Origin of the sequence: Sphingomonas sp. LY29 (assembly GCF_035593985.1) — a bacterium.
GTDB lineage: Bacteria > Pseudomonadota > Alphaproteobacteria > Sphingomonadales > Sphingomonadaceae > Sphingomicrobium.
Genome location: NZ_CP141587.1, coordinates 1,025,765 through 1,048,488, shown reverse-complemented (window position 1 = coordinate 1,048,488; position 22,724 = coordinate 1,025,765). Strand labels below are relative to the sequence as shown.

Genomic DNA, 22,724 nt, shown 5'->3' with positions numbered 1-22,724 from the left:
CCCCGCGTGACGACGACCAGCACCCTGTCCCATCTCGACCGGCTCGAGGCCGAGAGCATTCACATCATGCGCGAAGTCGTCGCCGAGGCGCAGCGCCCGGTGATGCTCTATTCGATCGGCAAGGACAGCGCGGTGATGCTTCACCTGGCGCGCAAGGCGTTCTTCCCGGCGCCGCCGCCATTCCCATTGCTCCATGTCGACACGACCTGGAAATTCCGCGCGATGTACGAGCTTCGCGACCGCGCCGCGCGCGAGGCGGGAATGGATTTGCTGGTCCATCGCAATCCCGAGGCGGAGGCGCGCGGGATCAATCCTTTCGACCATGGTGCGCTCCATACCGACATGTGGAAAACCGAGGGGTTGAAGCAGGCGCTCGACCTGCACCACTTCGACGCGGCCTTCGGCGGGGCTCGGCGCGACGAGGAGAAGAGCCGCGCCAAGGAGCGGATTTTCTCGTTCCGGTCGGCGAGCCACGGCTGGGACCCGAAGAACCAGCGCCCCGAATTGTGGAACCTCTACAATGCGCGAAAGGGGCCGAACGAAAGCCTGCGCGTTTTCCCCTTGTCCAACTGGACCGAGCTCGACGTGTGGCAGTACATCGAGCGCGAAGGCATCGAGATCGTGCCGCTCTATTTCGCCGCTGAGCGCCCGACGGTTGCCCGCGACGGCACCATCCTGATGATCGACGACCACCGCTTCCCGCTGCGCGACGGCGAGCAGCCGGTGATGCGGTCGATCCGATTTCGGACGCTTGGTTGTTATCCGCTGACTGGGGCGGTCGAGAGTAGGGCCGATACGCTGGCCGGGATTATCGACGAGATGCGCCGATCAACCACCTCCGAGCGACAGGGGCGCGTGATCGACCGCGACGGCGGCGATGCGTCGATGGAGAAGAAGAAGCAGGAGGGCTATTTCTAATGGCCGCGACGCTGCTTCGCTTCATCACCTGCGGGAGCGTGGACGACGGCAAGTCGACGCTGATCGGCCGGCTGCTGTACGATTCAAAGCTATTGCTCGACGACCAGTTGGCGGCGCTCGAGGCAGACAGTCGCCGGGTCGGGACGCAGGGACAGGAGATCGACTTCGCGCTGCTGGTCGACGGTCTGGCCGCCGAGCGCGAGCAGGGCATCACGATCGATGTCGCCTATCGCTACTTCGCGACCGAGGCGCGCAGCTTCATCGTCGCCGATACCCCCGGGCACGAACAATATACGCGCAACATGGTCACCGGGGCGTCGGGCGCGGACCTCGCCGTCATCCTGATCGACGCGCGCAAGGGCGTGCTGACCCAGACACGGCGCCATAGCTATTTGGCGCAGTTGGTCGGGGTTCGGCGCTTCGTGCTGGCGGTGAACAAGATGGACCTGGTCGGTTACGAGCAGGCCCGGTTCGACGAGATCGTCGCGGACTATCGCGAGTTCGCGGGCGGCATCGGGATCGACGAGTTCACCGCAATTCCACTGTCGGCCCTGCGCGGCGACAATGTCACGACCGCTTCGCCCGAGATGCCATGGTATCGCGGGCCGGCGCTGATCGAGCATCTCGAAACCGTCGAGGTCGATGGCGACGACCTCGGCGCGGCATTCCGGATGCCGGTGCAGTGGGTCAATCGGCCGAGTCACGACTTTCGCGGCTTCTCGGGGCTGGTTGCCGCCGGGCGCATCGTGCCGGGGGACGAAGTGCGCGTGCTTCCCGCCGGGACAACGAGCAAGGTCGAGCGCATCGTCACAGCTGACGGCGATCTAGCGCAGGCCGTGGCAGGGCAATCGATCGTGCTGACGCTGGCCGACGAGGTCGATTGCAGCCGCGGTAGCGTCATCGCCGCCGCGGGATCGCCGCCCGAAGTCGCCGACCGCTTCGAGGCGTCGCTGGTCTGGATGAGCGAGGATGCGCTGATCCCTGGGCGCGGCTATTGGCTGAAGCTCGCGACGCAGAACGTCACCGCGACGGTCCAGCCGCCCAAGTTCGCGGTCAACGTCAACACGATGGAGCATCTCGCCGCGCGCACGCTCGACCTCAACGGGATCGGGGTGGTTGAAATCGCGACCGATCGCGGGATCGTGTTCGAACCCTATGCCGACAATCGTACGCTCGGCGGGTTCATCCTTATCGACAAGCTGACCAACGCGACGGTCGCGGCGGGAATGATCCATTTTGCGCTTCGTCGTGCGCAGAACATCCATTGGCAGGCGCTTGAGGTCAGTCGCGAGGCACATGCGGCGCTCAAGCTGCAGCGACCGATGGTGCTGTGGTTCACCGGCCTGTCGGGCGCTGGCAAGTCGACGATCGCCAATCTGGTCGAGAAGAAATTGCACGGACAAGGGCGGCACACCTTCCTGCTCGACGGCGACAACGTTCGCCATGGACTGAACAAGGATCTGGGCTTCACCGAGGCCGACCGGATCGAGAATATCCGCCGCGTCGGCGAGGTCGCGCGGCTGATGGCCGACGCGGGACTGATCGTGATCAGCGCCTTCATCTCCCCGTTCCGCGCCGAACGCGAGATGGTCCGGGCGATGCTTCCGGCCGGTGAGTTCGTCGAAGTGTTCGTCGATACGCCGCTGGCCGAGGCCGAGCGGCGCGACGTGAAGGGGCTCTATGCGAAGGCACGGGCAGGCGACCTCGCTAACTTCACCGGCATCGACAGTCCCTACGAAGCGCCCGACGATGCCGAGATCGTGATCGACACAATGACGATGACGCCCGAGCAAGCCGCCGACCTGATCGTCGATCGGCTGATGCAGCCGGCGTCCTGACCATTGCCCGCGCCGTATCTTCCATGAGATGGCGAGGGTGATGAACGGATCCGGGACGGTCGAACCAGACGAAGACGCTGCACCGACGGGCGGCGATCTGGTCGTTCGGCACAAGCTGGCGACCCGCGTCTGGCACTGGGTCAACGCCGTCACGCTGCTCGTGCTGCTGATGAGCGGCCTGATGATCTTCAACGCGCACCCACGTCTCTACTGGGGTCAGTATGGCGCGAATGCCGATTATGCTTGGCTGGAGATCGGATCGCAGGGCGATCGCGGTTATCTGAAGAGCGGTCCGATCGAAGTGACGACGACCGGCGTGCTCGGGGTGTGGAAGGACGAGGCGGGCGCGACGCAGCGCCGCGCCTTCCCGCACTGGGCGACGATCCCGTCCAGCTACAGTCTGGCCGACGCGCGGCTGTGGCATCTCGCCTTCGCCTGGGTGTTCGCGATCGGCCTGACCGCTTTCATGATCGTCAGCCTCGTCAACCGGCACTTCCAGCGCGACCTCACCATCGGTCGGGACGAGATCCGGCCGAGCCATGTGTGGCAGGACGTCAAGGATCACGCGCGGCTTCGCTTCCCGACCGGGGCGAAGGCGCTGCGCTATAATATTCTCCAGAAGCTCAGTTACGCGGGGGTGATCTTCATCCTGTTGCCGCTGCTGATCCTGACCGGCCTGACCATGTCGCCAGCGATGGACGCGGGGTGGGGGTGGCTGCTCGACATTTTCGGCGGCAGGCAGTCGGCGCGGTCATTGCACTTCATCGCCATGGTGCTGCTGGTCGGCTTCTTCATCGTCCACATTGCGATGGTGCTGCTCGCCGGACCACTCAACGAACTCCGCTCGATCGTGACCGGCCGCTACCGCGTTCCGAAGGACAAGGAGCCGATCGAATGAATGGGCCGATCGATCGTCGACGCCTGATCGGCGGCATGGCGCTTGGCGCCTCGGGACTGATCCTGTCGGGGTGCGATAGCCTCAATGCCAACACCGACTTCCGCGATCTCCTGAAAGGGGCGGAGGGTCTTCACCGGCGCGCGCAGCGGATGGTCGCGCCCGGCCTCGCCCGCGAATATGGTCGCGCCGATATGTCGCCGGTGTTTCGGACCAACGGCAACCGCCGACCGGCATCACCCGAGTGGGCAGCGCTTGCCGCGAACAACTTCGAGGATTGGCGGCTGATCGTCGACGGGCTGGTCGCGCGGCCGCTGCGCCTGTCGCTGCGCGACATGGGGGCCCTGCCGCAACGCGCGCAGATCACCCGTCACGATTGCGTGGAAGGGTGGAGCGCGATCGGTAAGTGGCAGGGTCCGCAGCTTGCAGCGATCCTTCGCGCCGCGGGCCTGTCGAGCCGCGCGCGCTTCATCGTCTTCCACTGTGCCGACGATAGCGGCGGTCGGCCCTATTATGAGAGCATCGACCTTGACGATGCCTTCCACCCGCAAACGATCATGGCGGTGCTGATGAACGACCATCGCCTTCCGATCGGCCACGGCGCACCGACGCGGCTCAGGGTCGAGCGGCAGCTTGGCTACAAGCACGCCAAATTCGTCATGCGGATCGAGGCGAGGGACAGCCTCGATAATCTCTATGGCGGTAAGGGCGGCTATTGGGAGGATGTCGGCGACTACGCCTGGTACGCCGGAATTTAGCGCCGCTCATTCTCCGTTTCGTCACCTTCCCGTCCCGAAGCCGCAAACTAGGCAGGCGATCAGGGAGGGATGGGATCGTCCGCCCCGAGCATCGAACATCGCTTCGCGCATGGCGAGGAATCGGTCGTTCGCGTCGGCGACCTGGAGCTGGACCTGCACCGCTATCGAGTGCGCCGCGCCGGAAGCTCGGTCCCGATCACCGCGATGCAATGCCGCCTATTGCGCTATTTGATGGAGCGCCCCTCGACCGTCGTATCGCGCAAGCGGCTGCTTCGTGACCTGTGGGAAGACGAGGCCCTCGACGAAGGAACGGTGACCGCAGGCATCGTCCGACTTCGCCGCGCGCTCGGCATCGTCGGCGGTCCCGACCTGATCCGTAACGTTCGCGGTCAGGGCTATCGTTTCGTCGCCGATCCCGATTCTTGATATTGTCATCAACACCACACCAAGCCGTCATTCCCGGCCCCTAGTTCGCAACTCGACTCTGGGGGCAGGTCGATACCGCGCCGCCGATCGTCACATCGATTTCTTACGCGAGCGGAGTGCAGGTTCATGATCAACAGCAAAATCGCCCAATATCTGATGGTCGGCGCGGCCGCCGTCGTACTTGCGGGCTGTGGCGGAGCCGACGACGTCGCCTCGCCGGGCGAAGGCGTCATCGTCGTTCCCTCGCCGACCCCCACGCCCACGCCGGGCACCGGAACACCGACCCCGACGCCGGGCACCGCCGCGCCGAGCTGCCCCACCGGCACCGCCGACGTCGGCACGATCGCGGTCGGTACCGCGGGCAACGACAGCCGCCGCGTCTGCCAGGTTTCGGGCACGATTCGCGGGAACCTTCGCCTTCAGAACCTCGCCGGCACGATCTACTCGCTATCGGGCAAGGTGCAGGTCGGTGACGACCAGGGCGCCGATCCGTCGGCCCCCGCCGCCGGCGCGCAGTCGGGCATCCTGACACTCGACGCGGGGGTCACCGTCTTCGGAGCGTCGGGCGCCGACTTCCTTGTCGTCAATCGCGGGTCGCAGCTGATCGCCGACGGCACCGCGACTCGCCCGGTCGTCATGACCAGCCGCGGCAACGTCGTCGGCACCAGCACTGCCGATTCGATTGGCGAGTGGGGCGGTCTCGTCGTCCTCGGCCGCGCGCCGATCGGCGATTGCGCCGACGCTGGGGCGACCGGCGGGACGATCCAGTGCCAGGCCCCGGTCGAGGGCACCAGCGGGTCGATCTACGGCGGCGCGTCGCCCAACGACAATTCGGGGCGCCTGTCGTACCTTCAGGTCCGTTACCCGGGCTTCCGAGTCGACACTAACAACGAGCTGAACGGCATTACGCTGGGCGGCGTCGGTGCGGGCACGATCATCAACAACGTCCAGGTGCACAACAGCTCGGACGACGGCATCGAATGGTTCGGTGGCCGCGTGAACCAGAAGTATCTGGTGCTGACCGGAAACGACGACGACTCGCTTGACGTCGACTCAGGTTACAAAGGCGCGACCCAGTTCGCGATCGTGACGCAGCGCAGCGGCGGCGGCGACAAATTCATCGAAGGCGATTCGACCGACAAGCCGGTCAACGCCGTTCCGCGCACCGATTTCCTGCTGTCCAACTTCACCTTCGTGTCGAGCCGGGCGCAGCCGTACATCCACCTTCGCGGCGGCATGGATGCGGCGCTCTACAACGGCGTCGTCTCGGCGCCAGTGTGCCTCGACGTCGACACGGCAGAAACGATCCAGGCGACCGGCACCGACGAGAAGGGCGTTCCGCGCTTCAACTCGCTGTTCTTCGCCTGCGCCACGCCGTTCCTCGACGACGCCGACGTGACCGCCGCGCAGATCGCGGCGATCTTCAACGCGGGCACCAACAATGTGTCGAATGGCACCTCGACCCTGACCGGCACCTTCATCAACGGCGCGAACGAAAACGGCCGTCCGTTCACGAGCCCGACCGCGCTGTCGAGCAGCTTCGTCACCGTGAACTACATCGGCGCGGTGCGCGATGCGAATGACAATTGGTGGCGCGGTTGGACCTGCGGAACGGCGACGAACGAGGCGAGCTGCCTCTCCGTCCCGGCCGCAGGCTGAGCCCAGCGCGAACCGAAGATCGAGGGAGCGGCGGCATCGGTCGCCGCTCCCTTCCCCTTAAAGACCATCGATCGGTGAACCCCATGACCAAGCATCCGACGCTCGCCGCCGCCCTCCTTGCGACCAGTGCGCTCGTCGCCGCGCCCGCTTTCGCGCAGACCGCGCCGCCGTCGTCGCCGTCGGCATCTACCGTCGGCAATCCCGCCGATCCCGAGGTTGCGCAGGAAACCGCGGACCAGGCGCAGCCCGGCGCGCAGGACGCGAACCCGGTCGAGATCAGCGGCCCGGGCGCCGACGACGAGGTCGAGGAAGTGATCGTCCGTGGTCGCAACATCCCCAATCCGGTGCGTTCGACGCCCGAAGTGGTGTCGGTTCTGTCGGCCGAGGACATTGCGCGCACCGGCGAAGGCGACATCGCCGGCGCGTTGCAGCGCGTCACCGGCCTTTCGCTCGTCGGTGGCCGCTTCGTCTATGTGCGCGGGCTTGGCGAGCGCTACTCGCTGGCGCTGCTCAACGGCTCGCCGCTGCCCAGCCCCGAACCGCTTCGCCGCGTCGTGCCGCTCGACCTGTTCCCGACGTCGATCATCGCCTCGACCGTCATCCAGAAGAGCTTTTCGGCCAATTATCCGGGTGAATTCGGTGGCGGCGTCATCAACCTGACCACCCGGACCGCGCCGAAGGAAGGGTTTCTCGACATCGGCTTCGGCGTCGGCGGCGATACCGAAACGACGGGCCAGCTCGGCTACACCTATTTCGGAAGCGACAGCGACTTCACCGGCTTCGACGATGGCGCGCGCGACCTTCCGTCGCCGCTCGCATCGGCGATCCGTAGCGGCAATCGCCTCGTGGTCGGACCTGATTTCTCGGTCGCGCAGGTGCAGGAGGCGACCGCCAGCCTGGTCAACTCGCCGACCACGCTGATCCAGCGGAACAACGAAATCCCCATCAACGGCAGCTTCGACATCGCCGGCGGCGAGTCTTTTTCGCTCGGCGCGGTCGACGTGGGCATCATTGCGGTCGCGGGGATTTCCAACAGCTGGCGCACCCGCGGCGGGGTCCAGCAGGCGGGTACGCGCAACGGCACGCCCGGCGGTCCCGACGAAGGACTAAGCCCGTCCTCCGACTTTCGCTATCTGTCGACGCAGAACCGGATGGTCGTGAACGGCATGGCCAATCTGAGCTTCCAGCTCGACCGTCACAAACTGCGCTTCACCAACATCTTCATTCGCGACACGCTGAAGGAAGCGCGGATCGCGACCGGCAACAGCTTCGACACGGTTTCGCAAAGCGCGGTGCGGCCCGACGGCACGCTCAACACTGGCGCGACGAGTTGGTACGAACGGCAGTTGTTCGACAGCCAGGTCACCGGCGAGTTCCGTTTCGGCGACCTGTCGATCGATCTTCGCGGAAGCTACGCCAAGACCAAGCGCGACGCACCGTACGAGCGCAATTACAGCTATGTCTTCGACGATGTGATCGGCGATTACGTCAACGATCTCCGCTCGCCGGGGCAGAATGCGCACATCTCGTTCAGCACGCTTGACGACAAGCTTTGGTACGGCGGGATCGACGTCGCCTATCGGCTTTACCAGCCCGTGCCGGTGACCGTGTCGGCGGGCTATGCCTTCACCGACAACACGCGCTCGGCGATCCGCCGCGACTTCGAATATTTCCCCGACGGCGTGCTCAACGCGGCGGTCGCGCAGCAGCGGATCGATTACCTGCTGAGCGACTTCAACGTCTACAATTATGGCGTGCTGCTCCGCGAGACGACGGGCGGGCTCGGCTCGGCGGCTTACGACGCCGCGCTCAAGGTCAACGCCGGCTACCTGATGGCGGAGATCGAACCGGTGAAGGGCGTGACGCTCAACCTCGGCGTTCGCTACGAAGACGGCGACCAGTCGGTGACGCCGGCGGTGCTGTTCGGCCAGCCGGCAGCCGCAGCGTCGCGGATCCGCGCCGATTACTTCCTGCCGGCCGGCACGCTGACCTGGAATTTCGCGGACGACATGCAGCTGCGACTTGCCGCGTCGAAGACGATCGCTCGCCCGCAGTTCCGCGAGCTTGCGCCGCAGCCGTATCGCGACACCGAATCGCAGCGCACCTTCTTCGGCAACCAGTTCCTGGTCGATAGCGAGATCTTCAACCTCGACGCGCGCTACGAATGGTATTTCGGTCGCGACCAGATCCTGTCGGTCGCGGGCTTCTACAAGGACATCAAGAATCCGATCGAAACCACCGCGGTCAACCTCGGCAGTTCGCTGGTCACGTCGTTCGCCAACGCGCCGAAGGCGACGCTCTATGGCGCGGAGTTCGAGTTCCGGAAGTATTTCCCGTTTCGCAACTGGGGGATCGGTGGGTGGCTGGCCGACCGTCGGATCACCGCGATCAGCAACTACACCTTCACCGATTCCGAGATCAAAATTGAGGACGGCGACCAGACGATCAGCTTCACCAGTCAGCCGAACCCGATCGATGCGAACCTGGTTTTCGATACATCGCGCAAGCTGCGCCTGACGGGACAGTCGAGGCACCTCCTCAACCTGCAACTCGGTCTGGAGAACACCGAGCGGCTGTCGCAACAGTCGCTGCTGCTGACCTATGCCAGCAAGCGCGCGACCAACCGCGGGCCCAACTTGACCCCTGATTTCATCGAGAAGCCGGGCGTCCAGCTCGACGTCGTGCTTCGCGAGGCGATCCCGATTTATGGCAAGTCGATCGAGTTCAAGCTGGAAGGCCGTAACCTGCTCGGCACCGATTATGAGGAAGTGCAGACGCTCAACGACAGCCGGCTGATCATCCAGCAATATGACGTCGGCCGCGCCTTTTCGCTATCGGCGACGCTCAAACTGTAACGATCTGGACGGCAAGCGATTGGAAAGAGGCGATTCAGCCTCTTCCAATCCGTCGTGAAGCCGTCATAATCGAGTCACTCAACTTACATGCCTTGCGCCCAAGCCCAGGGGAGGGAGGGCGTCACCGCCTTGATTCGAACTGCCGTCATCGAACGCTGGTCGTCCTACAGGCGATGGATGCCGACCGACGTCTATCGGTGGGCGAAGGCGTTGCTGCTTGCCGGGATCGCCGTCGCGATCGCGCAACTGTTCTGGGCGGTGGTCAGTCCCGTCGGGCCTCTTGGCGAATGGAAGGCGCCTCGCGCGCGGACCCTGGCTCCCGCGGTCCAGCAGGCAGTGCTGGCGGTGGTCGACCCCTTCTTTCGAGGTGGGGCGGGACCGGTCGGCGCCGCGGCCGCAGCGATCGACGTGAAGCTGTTCGGTATTCGCGGTGAAGGGCTGGGCGGCGGCGCCGCCATTATCGGGACGCCCGACGGAGCGCAGGAAAGCTTTTCAGTCGGGCAGGACGTAGCTCCGGGCGTGAAGCTGGTCGCCGTGCATTTCGATTATGTCGTCCTCGATCGCGGCGGCGGGCAGCAGCAGCGGCTGTTCCTCGACCAGGACAAGGCGAGCGAGATGGTCGCGTCGGCCCCAGCCGCTCCGTCGTCGACCACGCCGGCCGCGTCGCTGGCCGAGGGCGCAGGCAGCCTGTCGGTAGGGGCGATGCGAGAGGCGTTCAACTTCGCGCCGCGTGCGCAAGGCGGTCGGATCAGCGGCATTTCCGTGCTTGCCGGCGCCGACGCGGCGTCGTTCGCCGCCTCTGGCTTCAGGCCCGGTGACGTCATCGTCGCGGTCAACGGCGCGCGGATCAACTCGTCGGCGGATGTCGCCCAACTCCAGACCAGCATCGCGCCCGGGGCGCGGCTCCTCTTGACGGTCGAACGCGGTTCCGAAACCGTGCCGATCGCCCTCAACGTCGCAGGCGGTTCATGAAATTAGGTTCTTCTCTGGTCGCCTTGTCGCTGATGATCGCGGCACCGGTCGCGGCCCAGTATACGGTCAACATGCGCGACGCCGACGTGCGCGCCTTCGCGCAGGACGCGGCGCGGGTCACCGGCCTGACGATCGTCGTCGATGGCCGCGTCAATCAGAAGGTGTCGGTCGTGTCCGGTCGGTCGATGAGTCGTTCCGAATATTTCGAAATCTTCCTGTCGACCCTTCGCGCGAACGGGCTGGTCGCGGTGCCGATCCGCAATGGCTATCGGATTCAGCCGGTCGACGGTGCCGCCAGCCAGCCGTCGCGGGTCGGCTCGCGTGCCGCCAGCCGCAACCAGTTCGTCACCGAAATCTTCCGCCTTCGCTCGATCGATGCGCCCGGCGCGATCGAAACGCTGCGCCCGCTGGTCAGCCCGCAAGGTTCGATCACCGCCAACCGCAATGCCAACAGCCTGGTCGTCGCCGACTTCGCCGATAACGTCGCCAAGATCCGCCAATTGATCCAGCGCATCGATCGCAATGCCGACACCGACAGCAGCCGCATCGTCTATCTGCGCAACGTCGGCCCGCGCGAAATTGCGACATCGTTGTCCGCACTTGCCGCGGGCGGCGGCGAGGGACAGCGTGGGGTCACCGTCAGTTCGATCGACAGCAGCAATGCGGTCGTCCTGCGGGGCGATAGCGCCACCGTCGAGCGCTTCGCCGCGATCGCACGCGACCTCGACGCGCGCGCCGCGGGCGGGACCGAGATCAAGGTCTATTGGCTTGAGCATGCCGACGCCGAGCAACTGCTGCCTGTCCTGCAGCAACTGGTCGGCCAGCCGGTGACGCAGGCGAGCGAAGCCCCCCAGTTCATCCGCCAACAGCAAGGCGAAGGAACCGGCGCCGGACCGTCCGAACCGCGCCCCGCCGCGACCCCGGCGGCGACCCCGCAATCGTCGGGTACGGGAATCATTCGCAGCGGCCCGGCAGTGGTCACTCGCTACACCGGCACCAATGCGATCATCGTCGCCGCCAACGCCAATGCGCAGCGCCAGTTGGGCGAGGTGATCCGGCAACTCGACACGCGGCGCGAACAGGTGCTGGTCGAGGCGATCATCGTCGAGATTGGCGACGAGGCCGCCAAGCGGCTCGGCGTACAGTTCCTGCTCGCGGGCAAGAATGCGCCGTTCCTTGCGACCAACTATTCGAACGCGCAGCCCAATATCTTTCCGATCGCGGGCGCGGTGGCGAACTACCGGCTGGGCCGGCAGCAGACGACCAGCGACGACGGCACGATCATCACCACCACCGACAGTCCGCTTGGCCAGGGCGTCACCGACGCCGCGGTGCAGTCGATCCTCGGCGCGACCGGCGGCTTCGGCGGGGGCGTCGTGAACATCGCCAAGAACACGCTGTTCGGTGCGATCGTCAACGCGGTGAAATCCGACACGTCGTCGAACCTGCTGTCGGCGCCGTCGATCATGACGCTCGACAATCAGGAAGCGAAATTGCTGGTCGGGCAGGAAGTGCCGGTTACCACCGGTGAGCAATTGTCGACCAATTTCGACAACGCCTTCCGCACCGTGCAGCGTCAAAATGTCGGCATCCAGCTCGACGTGAAGCCGCAGGTTAATTCGTCCGGGTCGATCAAGATGTTCATCCGGCAGGAAGTGTCGAGCGTGGCGGGCCCGGTGTCGGCGCGCTCAAACGACCTCATCATCAACAAGCGCGAGTTCAAGACGGTGCTGACCGTCGACGACGGTGATGTGCTCGCGATCGGCGGGCTGCTCGACGAGAATGAGCGGCGGACGATCGAGAAGATTCCGCTGCTCGGCGACATTCCGGTGCTCGGCGAACTGTTCAAGTCGCGCTCGCGGAGCAAGGCCAAGACCAACCTGATGGTCTTCATTCGCCCGACACTAATCCGCACGCGCGAGGAAGCGCGCGAGGTGACGGCGCAGCGCTATGGCTACATCCGCAATGAGCAGATCCGTCGCAATCCCGACGTCGAGCCGAGCCTCGACAGCCTGATCCGCGACTATATGGGCGGGGTTCCGCCGGTCCCGGCGACGGCGATCCCGGGCGACGTCGCCTATCCGCCGCAACCCTTGCCGGCACCGCAGCCGACGCCATGAGCATCAGGCGCGGAATCGAGATCGAGACCCGCGCGGACGAACCCGCCATCGTTCGCGAAGAGCTCGTCACCGTCGATGCGGTCGAGGCCGAGCGCATCGAGCGCGAGGTGATCCCGTTCACCGCGATCATCGACATTCCCTACGCCTTCGCGCGCGCCAACGGCGTGGTGCTGGTCCCGCGCGAGGACGACGGGGTCACCGTCGCGCTTCGCGAAGGCGCCGATCCCGCGGCGCTAATCGAAGTACGCCGCCACCTGCGCCGGCCGTTCGAACTGGAACGCGTCGATGGACAGGCGTTCGATCGCTATCTCCAGGCGCGCTACGCGATCGACCAGAGCGCGGCGGGCCTCGCCGGCGCAATCGGCGGCGACGACGAACTGAATGCGCTCGCCAGCGGAATCCCGACCGCCGAGGATCTGCTCGATAGCGCCGACGACGCCCCTGCGATCCGGCTGATCAACGGCATCATCGCCGAGGCGATCCGTCGCGGGGTCAGCGACATCCACGTCGAGCCATACGAGTCCGGGCTGCTGGTGCGGATGCGCGTCGACGGGGTGCTGAAGGAATCGCTGCGCATGCCCGCGCACGTCGCGCCGGTCGTGGTCAGCCGGATCAAGGTGATGGCGCGCCTCGACATCGCCGAGCGGCGCGTTCCGCAGGACGGGCGCATCGGCCTGACGCTTGGCGGCAAGATGCTCGACGTCCGCGTGTCGACGCTCCCAAGCCGCGCAGGCGAACGGGTGGTGCTGCGTATTCTCGACAAGGACGCCGCCGGATTGACGCTCGACGCGCTCGGCATCGACGGCGCGTCGGAGGCGGTGCTCCGCGACGCACTAGCCGAGCCGAACGGGATCATCCTCGTCACCGGCCCGACCGGATCGGGCAAGACGACCACTCTCTACGCCTGCCTGCAGCAACTCAACGACGGCAGCCGCAACATCCTTACCGTCGAGGATCCGGTCGAATATGCGGTCGACGGCGTCGGCCAGACGCAGGTCAATTCGAAGGTGGGAATGAGCTTCGCCGCGGGCTTGCGCGCTATTCTCCGCCAGGATCCCGACGTGGTCATGGTAGGCGAAATCCGAGACCGCGAGACCGCCGACATTGCGGTTCAGGCGGCGCTGACGGGGCACCTCGTCCTGTCCACTGTCCACACCAATGACGCGGTCGGTGCGATCACCCGCATGCGCGACATGAAGGTCGAACCGTTCCTGCTCGCCTCGACCATCCGCGCGGTCATCGCACAGCGATTGGTCCGGCGCTTGTGCGACGCGTGCAAGCAGCAGGTCGCGAAGGACGAGGGCGTCGGCGCGTTGCTCGGTTTCGGTGACGACGTCGTTCTCTATCGCCCGAACGGCTGCGAGCAGTGCGGGCAGAGCGGCTTCAAGGGCCGCATCGGCGTGTTCGAGGCGGTGCGGATCGACGGGGCGGTGCGCCGAATGATCAACGAGGGCGCGGACGAGGCAGCGATTGCCGACCATGCCTTCGCCCGCGCGCCCAACCTGACCGCCGCCGCGCGGGAGCTTGTGATGCAAGGCGTGACCACACCCGACGAAGCGATCCGGATTTCGCGCCGCGAGGATTCGGCGGTCGATGCCTGAGTACGCCTATTTCGCGGTCGACCCGGAAGGCCGCGAGCGACGCGGCCGGCTGAAGGCTGCCAACGACGCCGCCGCCCGCGCCAACCTCGAGGCCAAGCGATTTCACGTTGTCCGGGTCGAGCCGCACGTCAGCGGGGCGACCCCCGGCAAGCTGTCGCTCGACACGCCGATCGCCTTTCATCGCAATCGCCTTTCGGCGAAGCAATTGACGCTGTTCACGCGGCAACTGGCGACGATCAGCCAGGTCAGCCCGCTCGAGGAAGCGCTTCGGACCATTTCGCGCCAGAGCGAGCAGCCGCATGTCCGCCAGATCGTGACCTCGGTTGCCGACGGCGTCGTCGAAGGCCGCCGCCTGGCCGACGCGATGGCGCGCGAGCCGAAAAGCTTCTCGCCGCTCTATCGTGCGATGGTGTCGGCGGGCGAAAGCTCGGGCTCGCTGCCCGAATTGCTCGAACGGCTGTCGGCGTTGCTCGAACGGCAGGCCGAGATGCGCGGTAAGATATTGTCGGCGCTGGCCTATCCGATAGTGCTGACGATCGTCGCGATCGGCGTCGTCGCCGCGCTGATGATCGCGGTCGTCCCGCGCGTGGTCGAACAGTTCCAGGACGTCGGCCAGCAACTGCCGCTGCTGACCCGGGTGATCATCGGGATCAGCGCCTTCCTTGCTGCTTACTGGTGGGCGATCCTGCTGGCGCTGGCGCTCAGCACGGTCATCCTGTGGCGCGCGCTTCGCGACGAAGACTTCCGGCTGGCGTTCGATCGCGGCCTGCTGCGAATGCCGTTGCTAGGCCGCCTGATCCGCGACCTTCATGCCGCGCGGATGGCGCGGACGCTGTCTACGATGCTGGAAAGCCGTCTTCCAGCGGTCGAAGGCTTGCGTCTCACCGCCGGCACCATTTCCAACCGCGCCCTGCGCCGCGCGACGGACGAAATCGTCGCTTCGATCCGCGGCGGGGGTAGCATTTCGGGTGCACTGGCGCGGGCAGGGGTGTTCCCGCCACTGCTCGTGTATCTTGCCGCCAGCGGCGAGAGCGCCGGGCGGCTCGACGCCATGCTTGCGCAGGCGGCCGACTATCTCGAGCGTGAGTTCGACCAGTTCACCGCGACCGCCTTGTCGATGCTAGAGCCCGCGATCATCGTCGTGATGGGCGTGGTCGTCGCGACGATCGTGCTCGCCATCCTTCTTCCCATCCTGCAGCTTCAATCGCTGATCGGAGGCTAAATGCTGCGTACTTTGCTCAACCGCTTCGCCAATCGTCCGCAACGCGACGAAGAGGACGGTTTTACCCTCGTCGAACTGATGGTGGTCATCGTCATCATCGGCCTGCTCGCGACTGTCGTGATGATCAACGTCCTGCCGAGCCAAGACCGCGCGATGGAAACCAAGGCGCGCGCCGACATCGCCACGCTGGAACAGGCGATGGAGATGTATCGCCTCGACAACCTCACCTATCCGTCGGGCAGCGATGGCTTGAATGCCCTCGTCACGCCGCCGCCCTCGCTGGCGCAATCGGGCCGCTACCGTCCCGGCGGCTACATCAAGAATGTGCCGCAGGATCCGTGGGGTCGCCCGTACCAACTGACGGTGCCGGGCAAGTCGGGACCGTTTGACATCGTGTCCTTCGGCGCCGACGGGGCGCCCGGCGGGTCGGACGAGAATGCCGACATCAGGTCCGAGCCTGCGAAGGGCTGAATGCGCGAGGACGGCTTCACGCTGGTCGAGCTAATGGTGGTCCTCCTCGTGATGGGCCTGCTCGCCGGCGCGGTCGTCCTCACCGCGGGACAGGTCGGCGGCGGTGCGAGCGAAGCGGCGACGCGATACGCCGCGCGGCTCGGCGCCGCGCGCGACGAGGCGGTGGTTACCGGCTCGCCCGTCAGCGCGTGGATCAGCGCCACCGGATACGGCTTCGAGAAGTATCGCGGCGGGCGCTGGCAACCGCTGACCGATAAGCCGTTCGAGGGCGCCAATTGGGACAAGGGCATTCGGGTGACGGCGGGCGAGACGAGCGGGCGTGCACGCGTTCGTTTTGACGCGCTCGGCCTTCCCGACGCGCCCGTCACGGTGCGACTGACGAACGACGATCGGGTCGCCAATGTCGCGGTCGCTGCCAACGGCGACATCCGGGTCGACTGATGCGCCGCGCTTCGTCGGAATCCGGATTTACGCTGATCGAGATGCTGGTCGCGCTGTCGGTGTTCGCGATCGCGGCGCTGGCTTTGCTTCGGCTCGACGGGTTCGCGGTGGCGACGACCGCCGATCTCGACGCGCGGCTGGTCGCCGACCTTGTCGTCCAGAACGAAGCGGCGCTGGCGCAGACCGACGTCGGCCCGATCGTTCGGGGCGCGACGACGCGGCCGGTGACCAATGCGGGGAGAGCCTTTGTCGTGACTCGTACCGTCACGCCGACCGCCGACCAGCGGCTGGTCCGGATCGACCTGCTGGCGATCGAGCAAGGCGGACGGGGGCGCGCGGCGCTGACGATGGTCAAGCGGGTCGCCTGATGCAGCGCGAGGAAGGCTTCACTCTGGTCGAGATGATGGTCGCGCTGGTGATCTTCGCGATCCTTGCGGCAGCCGGCGTGATGATCCTGCGCAGCAGCGTCGACACCCAGACCGCCGTCGAGGCGCGCCTTGCCGACGTCAGCGATACGGGGCGCCTTCACGCCTTGCTGACCGGAGACCTTGCACAGGCGGTCGATCGATCGACGCGCGACGGCAGTGCGGTTCGGCCGCCTTTCGTTGGCGATGCCAACCAAATGCAGTTCGTTCGCTCGGGCTGGCAGAACATCGACGACGAGGCGCGCTCGTCGCTGCAACGGGTCCAGTGGCGTGTCGAAGGCGGCGGATTGGCGCGGATCGGTCACCGCGGCCTCGATCGGGGCGAGGAGGCAGCACCCGCGCTTATGGCGAAGGATGCGACGGCGGCCTTTCGCTATCGATCGGCCGACGGCAATTGGTCTGGAAGCTATGCCTCGACGCCCGAGCGCCCGCTTCCCGCCGCCGTCGAACTGGTGCTGACGCCGAAAGGCGCGCCCGCGGTGACGATGGTATTCGCGCTTCCCGACGTTCGAAAGAAGCTGACTCCAGAATCCGGGCTCGCGACGCCTCCGCCGGGAAATGCCGCATGACTCCGCGCCCCGGCGAGGAAGGCACCGCCTTGCTGACCGTCCTTTTGCTCGTCGCGGTCATCGCGACAATCGCGGCCACCGTACTCGACCGCGTCGGCATCGCCACGCGGCTGGCCGGCAACGTCGCCGCGGTGGCGCAGTCGCGTGCGTGGCTTGGCACCGCCGAAGCGCTGACAATGGCGCGGATCGAGGCTCTGATTGCGGCCGACGGCACGCGCACCACGACGGCCGGAAACTGGATGGGGGTCGAGCGGACCGTCACCCTGCCTGACGGATCGGTGGCCCGCGCCAAGGTCGCGGACGGGGGCAATTGCTTCAACCTAAACAGCCTGGTCGAGGAGCGAGGCGGCGGCCTGCTGGTGGCGCGCGAACGCGGCGCGCGCCAGTTCGCCGCGCTGATGCGGGTGCTCGGCGTGCAGTCGGGGGAGGCCGAAAAGATCGCCGACATGACCGCCGACTATATCGACAGCGACGGGACGCCGCTTCGCCTCGGCGGCGAGGACAGTGCCTATTCGGGAAGCGCCGCGGGGCTGCCCGCCAACCAGTTGATGGCGGACCCCAGCGAGCTTCGCGCGGTCGCGGGCGTCACGCCGCGCGACTATCAGTTGCTGCGCCCGTGGATCTGCGCGCTGCCGACGACCGACATGTCGCCGATCAACATCAACACGCTGTTGCCGGAGCAGGCGCCGCTGCTGTCGATGCTGGTACCCGACGTCCTCGACCTCAGTCGCGCACGGACGGTGATCGCGTCGCGCCCTGCCGATGGATATGAGGCGGTGATCGACTTCTGGAAGTCGCCCGCGCTTGAGGGCCTCCCGGTCGCGCCCGAAGCGAGCCAGCAGGTTCGCCTGAAAACCGACTTCTTCGCGATGGAGGCCATTGTCCGCGCGGGCAATGTCGACGTAAGGGAAAGCGCGCTGATCGACGCGCGGGAAAAGCCGGCGCGGATCGTCGCGCGGCAATGGGGTGAGGCAAGCTAGGCGATGGTCGACGCCCTGTTGTTCGCGCTGCCCGAAGCGCCGCTCGCCGAGCATCCCGAAACCCATTGGTGGCGGATCGCCGACGGTCGCGTGATCGAGCGCGGCAGCGACGCTGGCTGGACCGCCGCCATGGTCGACGCCGACGGCCGACCGATCCGCCGAGTGGCGTTGGCCCCGGCAAGCGCAGTCAGGCTCGCGTTCGGTGACGCAGGCAAAGCGGCTTCTCCGAAGCAGGCGGCGGCGATCGCGCGGGTCGGCGCGATCGAAGCGAGCCTCGGCGACGCGTCCACGCTTCATGCGGTCAGCACGATCGATCCGGCGAACGAACGAAGCGTCGTCACCGCACTCGTCGACAATGGCGTGATGGTCGAATGGATCGACTGGGCACAGGCGCTCGGCGTCGATCCCGACATGATCGTTCCTGCCGCGACGGTCATTCCGCGAACCGATCGTTGGGTGGAGGCCGTGATCGGCGGCGAGACGCTGATCGGTCGCGAAGGGTTGGTGATGCCGTTCGATCCCGCACTGGCCGAGGCCTTGGTCGGTGGAGACGAAGTCGAGCGGATCGCGGCTGATGACGTCGACCTGCTGCTGGCCGCGGCGGCGGAAGCGCCGCTGATCGACCTTCGCACCGGGCGTTTCGCCAAGCGGCGGCGGCTGGTTGTCGACCGCGCACGGCTTCGCGAATTGGCGCTGCTCGCCGCAATCATTCCGATCGTCCTGTTGCTGTGGGCGATCGTCAGCATCGTCCGGCTGGAGCGTAAGACCGACCGGCTCGACCGCGAGACATTGGCGATCGCTTCGCGGATCGTCGGACGCGAGCCGACGATCGAGAGCGCCGCTGCCGACATGGCGCAGTCGCTGGGGCCGGGCGCGAGCGGTGGCCTGTCGCCGGGGATGGCCGCGCTGTTCCAGCAATTGCAGGCCGAACAGGGAATCAGCTCGACCGCCTTCGCCTATCGCGGCGACGGGACGATTTCGGTGACGCTGGCTGCGCCGACGGTGGACGAAATCAATCGCGTCCTGATTGCGCTGCAACGCGACGGCTATGTCGTCACCGCCGTCCCGCGCCAAGCGGCGGATGGCCGCTCGACCGTCGACATCACGATCCGGAGCCAGGCATGATCGTCCGAGTGACCGAATGGTATGCCGCGCGCTCGCTGCGCGAGCAGCGCCTGCTGGCGGCGATGCTGATCATCGCGCTGCCCTTGTTCCTGTGGCTGCTGGTCATCGTCCCCCTCAACCGCGCTTACGACAGCGCGCTCGAGCGGCACTTGGCCGCGGTGGATCGCAACGGTCGGGTTCGAGCGCTGGCAGAGGCCGGAAACGCACCGCGAGCGGGCGCCGCCGTTCCGGGTGGTGACATCACGCTGGTGGTCGCCGAACGGGCGGCCCGCGCCGGACTGACCCTCGCGAGCAACAGCGCGGCGGGCGCCGGGCAAGTCCAGATCAGCGTCGCAAGCGCGAAGGCGACTGCGGTCACCGGCTGGCTCGCCGGCCTCGAGCGCGACGGGCTGACGCTCGACGACGTCCGAATTGCCCCGACCGGCGACGGCAACGTTTCGCTCAGCGCGCGCGTGGGGAGGGGGCGGTGACCCGGCTCGTGATCGTCAAGCGCATCGGCTGGCGCTGGTATCTGTGGCTGGCTGGCGTGGGTTTGCTCGCGCTGCTGGCGCTCATGCCGCTCCGGCTCGCGCTCGGGCTGACCGATGTTGAAAAGATGGGCTTCACCGCCCGGCAGGTTGCCGGGACGATATGGGGCGGAAGGCTGGGCGATTTGCACCTCGGCGATCGGCCGCTGGGATCGTTCGACGTCGCGCTCGATCCACTGCCCTTGCTGACCGGGTCCGCCAGCATGAAGTTCCGCCGCCTCGACGGGCTCGAAGGGCCGCTCGACGGACGCCTTCTGGCCGGATCGCGGCGCGGCATCGTCGGGGCGACCGGACGCGTCGCGGTCGGCGAGATGTTCGCCCCGATCCCGCTGACCGCGCTCGACCTGACCGACGTCACCCTGCTGTTCCGGGACGATACTTGCGTTGAGGCTAGCGGAAGCGTGGTGCCGGTCATCACCATCCCGGTCGCGGGGATCAACCTGGCGTCGGGTCTTCGCGGAACGCTGACCTGCGACGGGCGCCGCGCGCGCGTGACCATGGTTGGCGGATCGGGCGCCGAACGTGTCGAATTCTACATGACTGCCGATGGCGGATATCGCGGATGGATGAGCGTTCGCGGCGCCGCGCCCGATGCGCAGGTCGCGCTTCAGCTGTTCGGATTTCGCCCCACTGCCAACGGCCTGACCCTGTCGGTCGACGGACAGCTGTGACACTGCTCGCGCCGCTGCTCGGTGCGGTGGCAGGAGCGATCGTCGGCAGCTTTCTCGCGACCCTGTGCCTGCGCTGGCCCAAGGAATTGTCGGTTGTCGGCGGGCGGTCGCGGTGCGACGGTTGCGGCCGAGTGCTTGGTGCGCTGGACCTGATCCCGGTCCTGTCGTTCGCGATTCAACGGGGGCGCTGTCGCACCTGTTCCGCTCCGATCGACCCGGTTCACTTGCGGGTGGAAATTGCCGCCGCAGTGCTCGGCGGTGGAGCGCTTGCGCTTGCGCCAAACCTTGCAGGGGCGGCGGTCGCGCTGTTGTGGTGGCAATTGCTTGCGCTTGCTGTGCTCGACTGGCGCCATCACTGGTTGCCTGATCGTCTGACGGCATTGCTCGCGGTCAGCGGGATTGCGCTGGGCGGTGTCGCCTTGAACATTCCGCTGATCGACCGGGGGATTGGCGCCGTGGTCGGGTTCCTCAGCCTCGCCGCCATCGCGTTGGCGTATCGGCGCGTCCGCAACCGGCAGGGAATGGGTGGCGGCGATCCCAAATTATTCGGGGCGATCGGCGCGTGGGTAGGATGGATGAACCTGCCCTTTGTCCTTCTGGCCGCGGCGCTGCTGGGCCTCGGCATCGCCATCGTCCGTCGCCATCGGGCGCACGACCAACTTCCGCTGGGCACCTTCCTCGCCATCGCCGCCATCGGGATTTCGGCGGTCAGCCTTTGGCGGGGTGGATTTCCATAAGTTGCTTCAGTCGCACCGGCAGGGCGGCGCGATCGGACGGATCGATGGTGCGCCGTGCCGACAAGGCGCCGCCGAGGGGATCGACCGCGCGACCGCGCTCCATGACCTCGAAATGGAGGTGGGGGCCGGTCGACAGGCCGGTCGAGCCGACGAAGCCGATCAATTGTCCCTTGCGAACCGAGGCTCCTGGTTCGGCGACGATCCGGCTGAGGTGCGAGTAGCTGGTGGTCATGGCGTCGTCGTGCGCAAGCCGCACCTGATTGCCATAGCCGCCCGCCCATCCGGCGGCCGCCACGCGACCGTCGCCGGCCGCATAGACGGCGGTGCCGTAGGAGGCGCGGACGTCGACCCCGCGATGTAGACGGCTGCGGTGGAGGACAGGGTGGAAGCGGTAGCCGAAGCGTGAACTGATCGTGCCCGACGGAAGCGAGAGCTGCTCTTCGGCCGCGTCGCTCTGGTCGGGATCGAGCCAGCTGTCGCGGCCCTGCACCGTCCATCGCACCAGTTCGATCGGTTGGTTGCCCGGCCTTAGGAGCGCGACATAGAGCAACGGCCCAGCGCGGGTTTCGCCGGTCGCGCTTCGGCGCTGGTCGGCGATCAGGTCGAAGCGATCATTCCGACGCACGGTGGTAAGGTCGACCCTGCCCGCGATCGCGCCAAGATATTCCTGCGCCGATCCGGCCGACACGCCTGCCTTCCGGAGCGACCAGTAGAGGCCATCACCGACCAACCCGCTGAAGCGTTTCGGCGTGGCATCGACGGTCGTGGAGTGATGTGTGGCCTGCAGCGCGCCGTTCACCGGGACGATGACGACCGCGCGGTCGAACGATGGCTTGGCGAGGAGCTTGAGGATTGGCCGGGTCCCGTCAGTTCCCTTCTCACCCAGCCAGAGCGTCAGGTTCGAACCGTCGGGAAGCGACGGGCCGACCAGTGACGCGGCACGATCGGAGTCATTGTTCGCAGCGCCGCTGGCCGCGATCTGCTCGGCGAGCGAACGCCCGGCTTCGACCGCGAACGACATTTCGATTGCCGTTCCTGCGGGCGCCTGATCCCGCGAGACCTTGGCGATAGGCTTGGCGGGCATGGGAGCAACGGTCGGCTTCGCGGCCACGATCGCTGGCGTGGGGATTTCGGCCGCTCCGCTGCTGGCGACGGCAGCAGCGCCAGTCAGGCCGATCGCGATCATGACGATGGGGTCGGTGGCGAGACGCCACGCGATCGACCGCGCCACGGTCATGGCCGGTCCCGCCGACTCATTGTGAACAACCCTCCCTACGCACCTTCTCTTCTTACCGGTTCAATGGGCCGGAACCAACCATTCGAACGCCGGTTGACAGCAACCATGCGGCAAGCGACAAGCCCGGCCATGACGACGCCCTCCCTTCCGACGCTGACCAGCACCGCTGGCCGTTGGTGGCGCGCGCCCCTCCTTGGCGCGGCGCGATGGCGCGGCTGGTAATCCTCACCCGATAACCGACCGACCCGACGAGCCCGCCCATCCGGCGGGCTTTTTC

At 66.6% G+C, this 22,724-nt stretch carries 21 protein-coding genes; 20 read left to right on the top strand and 1 reads right to left on the bottom strand.

The window, feature by feature from the left end; translation table 11 throughout:
- The first annotated feature begins 6 nt into the window (after positions 1-6).
- The 20 genes from cysD to SH584_RS05185 all read left to right on the top strand — a co-directional run bounded on the left by cysD (position 7) and on the right by SH584_RS05185 (position 21,210).
- The gene (gene cysD, locus SH584_RS05280) at positions 7-918 is read left to right on the top strand and encodes a sulfate adenylyltransferase subunit CysD (RefSeq protein ID WP_324809128.1); all 912 of its coding nucleotides are present in this window, start codon (positions 7-9) and stop codon (positions 916-918) included.
- On the top strand, positions 918-2,756 hold the full coding sequence (gene cysN / locus SH584_RS05275; RefSeq protein WP_324809126.1) for a sulfate adenylyltransferase subunit CysN: 1,839 nt from the start codon (positions 918-920) through the stop codon (positions 2,754-2,756). Before cysD ends, cysN begins: the two co-directional genes overlap by 1 nt.
- Positions 2,757-2,796: 40 nt before the next feature.
- Entirely contained in the window at positions 2,797-3,654 is an 858-nt protein-coding gene (locus SH584_RS05270; protein WP_324809125.1) for a cytochrome b/b6 domain-containing protein, read from the top strand.
- Positions 3,651-4,409: a molybdopterin-dependent oxidoreductase gene (locus SH584_RS05265; RefSeq protein WP_324809123.1), complete on the top strand. Its 759-nt coding sequence runs from the start codon at positions 3,651-3,653 to the stop codon at positions 4,407-4,409. Before SH584_RS05270 ends, SH584_RS05265 begins: the two co-directional genes overlap by 4 nt.
- Before the next feature lie 69 nt (positions 4,410-4,478).
- A complete protein-coding gene (locus SH584_RS05260; protein ID WP_324809121.1) occupies positions 4,479-4,835 on the top strand; it encodes a winged helix-turn-helix domain-containing protein in 357 nt (118 codons plus the stop codon).
- A gap of 126 nt (positions 4,836-4,961) precedes the next feature.
- On the top strand, positions 4,962-6,494 hold the full coding sequence (locus tag SH584_RS05255; protein ID WP_324809119.1) for a hypothetical protein: 1,533 nt from the start codon (positions 4,962-4,964) through the stop codon (positions 6,492-6,494).
- Between the two features lie 83 nt (positions 6,495-6,577).
- The gene (locus SH584_RS05250; protein WP_324809118.1) at positions 6,578-9,349 is read left to right on the top strand and encodes a TonB-dependent receptor domain-containing protein; all 2,772 of its coding nucleotides are present in this window, start codon (positions 6,578-6,580) and stop codon (positions 9,347-9,349) included.
- Between the two features lie 129 nt (positions 9,350-9,478).
- On the top strand, positions 9,479-10,321 hold the full coding sequence (locus tag SH584_RS05245) for a type II secretion system protein N (protein ID WP_324809116.1): 843 nt from the start codon (positions 9,479-9,481) through the stop codon (positions 10,319-10,321).
- Positions 10,318-12,441: a type II secretion system secretin GspD gene (gene gspD / locus SH584_RS05240; RefSeq protein ID WP_324809114.1), complete on the top strand. Its 2,124-nt coding sequence runs from the start codon at positions 10,318-10,320 to the stop codon at positions 12,439-12,441. The genes SH584_RS05245 and gspD overlap by 4 nt, the downstream gene beginning before the upstream one ends.
- Positions 12,438-14,042, top strand: coding sequence for a GspE/PulE family protein (locus SH584_RS05235; protein ID WP_324809112.1), 1,605 nt, complete (start codon positions 12,438-12,440; stop codon positions 14,040-14,042). The genes gspD and SH584_RS05235 overlap by 4 nt, the downstream gene beginning before the upstream one ends.
- Complete coding sequence (gene gspF, locus SH584_RS05230) at positions 14,035-15,264, top strand: type II secretion system inner membrane protein GspF (protein WP_324809110.1); 1,230 nt, start codon at positions 14,035-14,037, stop codon at positions 15,262-15,264. Before SH584_RS05235 ends, gspF begins: the two co-directional genes overlap by 8 nt.
- The gene (gene gspG, locus SH584_RS05225) at positions 15,265-15,735 is read left to right on the top strand and encodes a type II secretion system major pseudopilin GspG (RefSeq protein ID WP_324809108.1); all 471 of its coding nucleotides are present in this window, start codon (positions 15,265-15,267) and stop codon (positions 15,733-15,735) included.
- Positions 15,736-16,176: a GspH/FimT family pseudopilin gene (locus tag SH584_RS05220; protein WP_322842232.1), complete on the top strand. Its 441-nt coding sequence runs from the start codon at positions 15,736-15,738 to the stop codon at positions 16,174-16,176. It abuts the gene before it with no gap.
- Positions 16,176-16,544, top strand: coding sequence for a type II secretion system minor pseudopilin GspI (gspI, locus tag SH584_RS05215; protein WP_324809107.1), 369 nt, complete (start codon positions 16,176-16,178; stop codon positions 16,542-16,544). Before SH584_RS05220 ends, gspI begins: the two co-directional genes overlap by 1 nt.
- Positions 16,544-17,170, top strand: coding sequence for a type II secretion system minor pseudopilin GspJ (gene gspJ, locus SH584_RS05210; RefSeq protein WP_324809105.1), 627 nt, complete (start codon positions 16,544-16,546; stop codon positions 17,168-17,170). The genes gspI and gspJ overlap by 1 nt, the downstream gene beginning before the upstream one ends.
- Positions 17,167-18,150: a type II secretion system minor pseudopilin GspK gene (gene gspK, locus SH584_RS05205; protein WP_324809103.1), complete on the top strand. Its 984-nt coding sequence runs from the start codon at positions 17,167-17,169 to the stop codon at positions 18,148-18,150. The genes gspJ and gspK overlap by 4 nt, the downstream gene beginning before the upstream one ends.
- A gap of 3 nt (positions 18,151-18,153) precedes the next feature.
- Positions 18,154-19,275: a type II secretion system protein GspL gene (gene gspL, locus SH584_RS05200; RefSeq protein ID WP_324809101.1), complete on the top strand. Its 1,122-nt coding sequence runs from the start codon at positions 18,154-18,156 to the stop codon at positions 19,273-19,275.
- Positions 19,272-19,745, top strand: coding sequence for a type II secretion system protein GspM (gene gspM / locus SH584_RS05195; protein WP_324809099.1), 474 nt, complete (start codon positions 19,272-19,274; stop codon positions 19,743-19,745). The genes gspL and gspM overlap by 4 nt, the downstream gene beginning before the upstream one ends.
- The gene (gene gspN, locus SH584_RS05190) at positions 19,742-20,473 is read left to right on the top strand and encodes a type II secretion system protein N (protein WP_324809097.1); all 732 of its coding nucleotides are present in this window, start codon (positions 19,742-19,744) and stop codon (positions 20,471-20,473) included. The genes gspM and gspN overlap by 4 nt, the downstream gene beginning before the upstream one ends.
- Positions 20,470-21,210: a prepilin peptidase gene (locus tag SH584_RS05185; protein ID WP_324809095.1), complete on the top strand. Its 741-nt coding sequence runs from the start codon at positions 20,470-20,472 to the stop codon at positions 21,208-21,210. Before gspN ends, SH584_RS05185 begins: the two co-directional genes overlap by 4 nt.
- Here the strand turns inward: SH584_RS05185 and SH584_RS05180 are convergent.
- Positions 21,182-22,447, bottom strand: a complete 1,266-nt coding sequence (locus tag SH584_RS05180; protein WP_324809092.1) for a M23 family metallopeptidase — start codon at positions 22,445-22,447, stop codon at positions 21,182-21,184. The two genes, SH584_RS05185 and SH584_RS05180, sit on opposite strands and share 29 nt — an antisense overlap.
- Between the last annotated feature and the right edge of the window lie 277 nt (positions 22,448-22,724).

Excerpts from the sequence above, each read along its gene's own strand:
- SH584_RS05255 (WP_324809119.1), top strand. The coding sequence starts at position 4,962 with ATGATCAACAGCAAAATCGCCCAATATCTGATGGTCGGCGCGGCCGCC.
- SH584_RS05250 (WP_324809118.1), top strand. The coding sequence starts at position 6,578 with ATGACCAAGCATCCGACGCTCGCCGCCGCCCTCCTTGCGACCAGTGCG.
- SH584_RS05235 (WP_324809112.1), top strand. The coding sequence starts at position 12,438 with ATGAGCATCAGGCGCGGAATCGAGATCGAGACCCGCGCGGACGAACCC.
- cysN (WP_324809126.1), top strand. The coding sequence starts at position 918 with ATGGCCGCGACGCTGCTTCGCTTCATCACCTGCGGGAGCGTGGACGAC.
- gspK (WP_324809103.1), top strand. The coding sequence starts at position 17,167 with ATGACTCCGCGCCCCGGCGAGGAAGGCACCGCCTTGCTGACCGTCCTT.
- SH584_RS05180 (WP_324809092.1), bottom strand. The coding sequence starts at position 22,447 with ATGACCGTGGCGCGGTCGATCGCGTGGCGTCTCGCCACCGACCCCATC.
- SH584_RS05260 (WP_324809121.1), top strand. The coding sequence starts at position 4,479 with ATGGGATCGTCCGCCCCGAGCATCGAACATCGCTTCGCGCATGGCGAG.
- gspL (WP_324809101.1), top strand. The coding sequence starts at position 18,154 with ATGGTCGACGCCCTGTTGTTCGCGCTGCCCGAAGCGCCGCTCGCCGAG.
- gspI (WP_324809107.1), top strand. The coding sequence starts at position 16,176 with ATGCGCCGCGCTTCGTCGGAATCCGGATTTACGCTGATCGAGATGCTG.
- gspD (WP_324809114.1), top strand. The coding sequence starts at position 10,318 with ATGAAATTAGGTTCTTCTCTGGTCGCCTTGTCGCTGATGATCGCGGCA.
- SH584_RS05220 (WP_322842232.1), top strand. The coding sequence starts at position 15,736 with ATGCGCGAGGACGGCTTCACGCTGGTCGAGCTAATGGTGGTCCTCCTC.
- SH584_RS05270 (WP_324809125.1), top strand. The coding sequence starts at position 2,797 with ATGAACGGATCCGGGACGGTCGAACCAGACGAAGACGCTGCACCGACG.
- gspJ (WP_324809105.1), top strand. The coding sequence starts at position 16,544 with ATGCAGCGCGAGGAAGGCTTCACTCTGGTCGAGATGATGGTCGCGCTG.
- gspG (WP_324809108.1), top strand. The coding sequence starts at position 15,265 with ATGCTGCGTACTTTGCTCAACCGCTTCGCCAATCGTCCGCAACGCGAC.
- SH584_RS05265 (WP_324809123.1), top strand. The coding sequence starts at position 3,651 with ATGAATGGGCCGATCGATCGTCGACGCCTGATCGGCGGCATGGCGCTT.
- gspM (WP_324809099.1), top strand. The coding sequence starts at position 19,272 with ATGATCGTCCGAGTGACCGAATGGTATGCCGCGCGCTCGCTGCGCGAG.
- gspF (WP_324809110.1), top strand. The coding sequence starts at position 14,035 with ATGCCTGAGTACGCCTATTTCGCGGTCGACCCGGAAGGCCGCGAGCGA.